This is a genomic window from Longimicrobium sp. (assembly GCF_036280135.1).
In the GTDB taxonomy this organism is placed as follows: domain Bacteria; phylum Gemmatimonadota; class Gemmatimonadetes; order Longimicrobiales; family Longimicrobiaceae; genus Longimicrobium.
In genome coordinates this window covers 1-2,363 of record NZ_DASURI010000994.1, presented here as the reverse complement: position 1 = coordinate 2,363, position 2,363 = coordinate 1, and the positions used below count along the sequence as shown (strand labels likewise).

2 protein-coding genes are annotated in these 2,363 nt (G+C 70.9%); both read left to right on the top strand.

Annotation, left to right across the window (positions count from 1 at the left end; genetic code table 11):
* The first annotated feature begins 548 nt into the window (after positions 1-548).
* Entirely contained in the window at positions 549-1,370 is an 822-nt protein-coding gene (locus VFZ20_RS31905) for a PRC and DUF2382 domain-containing protein (protein ID WP_329688027.1), read from the top strand.
* Positions 1,371-1,894: 524 nt separating this feature from the next.
* On the top strand, positions 1,895-2,110 hold the full coding sequence (rpsU, locus tag VFZ20_RS31900) for a 30S ribosomal protein S21 (protein WP_329688026.1): 216 nt from the start codon (positions 1,895-1,897) through the stop codon (positions 2,108-2,110).
* The last annotated feature ends 253 nt before the right edge of the window (positions 2,111-2,363 follow it).

Here is a 2,363-nt window from a genome sequence, read left to right as displayed (position 1 = left end):
GCCTGCAACTGCAGGGAAACTGCAGGGAATAGGGAACAGGGAATAGGGAATAGCCTGCAACGGCCCCCACCCGGAGCCCCAGCCGGAGCGGGTGAACCCGCCGCTGGGAAAGCGGCAAGCCCGGTCTCGCGCCGACGCGCTCCGCGGTCGAGGCTTCAACCGACCGGTAGCCGCCCCGGTGCGCGCCGGCCGGCCTACGCTGGGGCAGTCCGCGCAGGCGGACTTCGTGCCTTTCCAGCGGCGAATTCATTCGCTCGGCGGGGGCGCGGCTTCGTGCGCCGCGGCCTGGTGCCACTCGGATGCCCGCTCCGTCCCGCGGGAAAGTTCCCGCCCCGCGGGAGAGCTACATCCTGAAGAAGACATCGACGGATTGCAGTTCAACCTCCCCCAGGGGTTTTGGAGGAGGTGGACGAGTTTACGAGTCCGGAGGGGGCGTCGCTCCAACTGTGTTCGTTCGCACGAGAGCGGAATGCCGATTGCGTTCGCCGCGCGGACCGCGTGTGGCGGCAACCGAGCCGAAGTACTGAATTACGAGCGGGGGATTTTCGATGGCGGACGAAGCGATCGGGGCGGGCGAGGACCTGGTGTCCATCGGCGAGGCGGGGGCCGCGCCCGCGGGGGGCATGGACCCGCGCGGCTGGGGCGTGGTCGCGGGCGACGGCACGTGGCTGGGCAGCGTGTCGGACGTGATGCTGGAGCGCGCCACGGGCACCCCGCGCTACCTTACGGTGGCGCTGGAGCCGTCCATCGCGCGGCAGCCCGGCGGCCGGCGCGTGTTCGTGGCCGCCGGCGAGGCGCGGCTGGACCCCGCCGCCACCCGCGTGCACCTGGACACCATCGAGGGCACGCAGGCGCACCTGCTTCCCGAGCGCCCGGCCGACGCCCCCTCGCTGCCCACCCCGCTGGACCTGGCCGAGGCCGCGGACGCCGCCGCCACCCGCGCCCCTGCCGTTCCGCCGCCGCCGTCCGTGGCGCCGGCGGCGGAGGGCGAGGTGCGGATGCAGCTGTCCGAGGAAGAGCTGGAGATCGCCAAGCGCGTGGTGAGCGCGGGCGAGGTGCGCGTCCACAAGCACGTGCAGACGGAGCGCGTGCGCGAGGTGGTGCCCGTGATGCGCGAGGACGTCACGGTGGAGCGGCGTCCCCTGCCGGACGGCGCCGGCCTGGAGCCGCGCCAGGAGGGCGACACCTGGTACGTGCCCATCGTGGAGGAGGAGCTGGTGATCCAGAAGCGGCTCGTGGCCCGCGAGGAGCTGGTGATCCGCAAGCGCCAGGTGGTGGTGGAGCAGGTGATCGAGGAGACGCTGCGCCGCGAGACCCCCGAGGTGCTCGCCCCCGACGCCACCCCCCTGGACGACCGCCCGATCGTTTGATCGGCGCGGTCCGGCTGTCATGCCCGCTTCGTCCAAAAAGGTTGCTGGACGATTCGGATTGCACGAGAGCGTCATCCCGAGGAGCCGCCGCGCGGGCCTGACCCGGTCGTGATCCATGGCGGCGACGAAGGATCTTGCCCGCGAAGCTCGGGGGCGACCCTCGTGCACGAAGGTCACCTCCGAGTCTCGCAACCAAGATCCTTCGGTCGCGCCAACGTTATGCGTGCGTTCACGTCATGCGCGGCGATCCCTCAGGATGACGCATCGCGGACGCAGGCTCTGAACAGCCACTCGGAATGCGCACGTCGCGGCCCTGCTCTCGGACGGCGGCGGGCGGATCCGGGGGCGGCGTTTTCGCCGCGGAGGGCGCCTTTGAGTGCTGCAACGCGTTGCCCTGCCGCGTGATCGAACGCGGGGGTGGCAATTCTCGGGAGTGCGTGTTATCTTACGCGATTGCAGATCCGGGCGGCCCCGTACGACAGCGGTGCCGCGCGTCGCGGTTTCTTCCAACGAAGGGAAACGTTGTGGTCGAGATTCAGCTGGCGGAGACGGACCGCCTGGACTGGGCGCTGAAGCAGTTCCGGCGGCGGATGATCCGCTCCGGGCTGTTCAAGGACATGCGTCGCAAGCGGTTCTACGAAAAGCCGAGCGAGGCGCGCAAGGCCAAGGCCAAGGCTGCCGAGCGTCGCAGGCACAAGGACCGCAAGCGGGCCCGCGCGGCCGGCCGGTTCGGGCTCTAAAAGCCCTGAGACCCAACGAAAGAGGCCCGAGTTCTCGCTCGGGCCTCTTCGTCGTTCCCGGAATCCGCGACCCGCGCCGTCGCGCACGCGGGCGGAGCCGGCTTCCCGGGCGATGCACAACGAAAGAGGCCCGAGCCGCGTGGGCTCGGGCCTCTTTGTTCAACCGGGACTACCAGCGGTCGTCGCGGTCACGGTCGCGGCCGCCACCGTAGCCGCCGCCACGGCCACCACCACCACCACCGCCGCCGTAGCC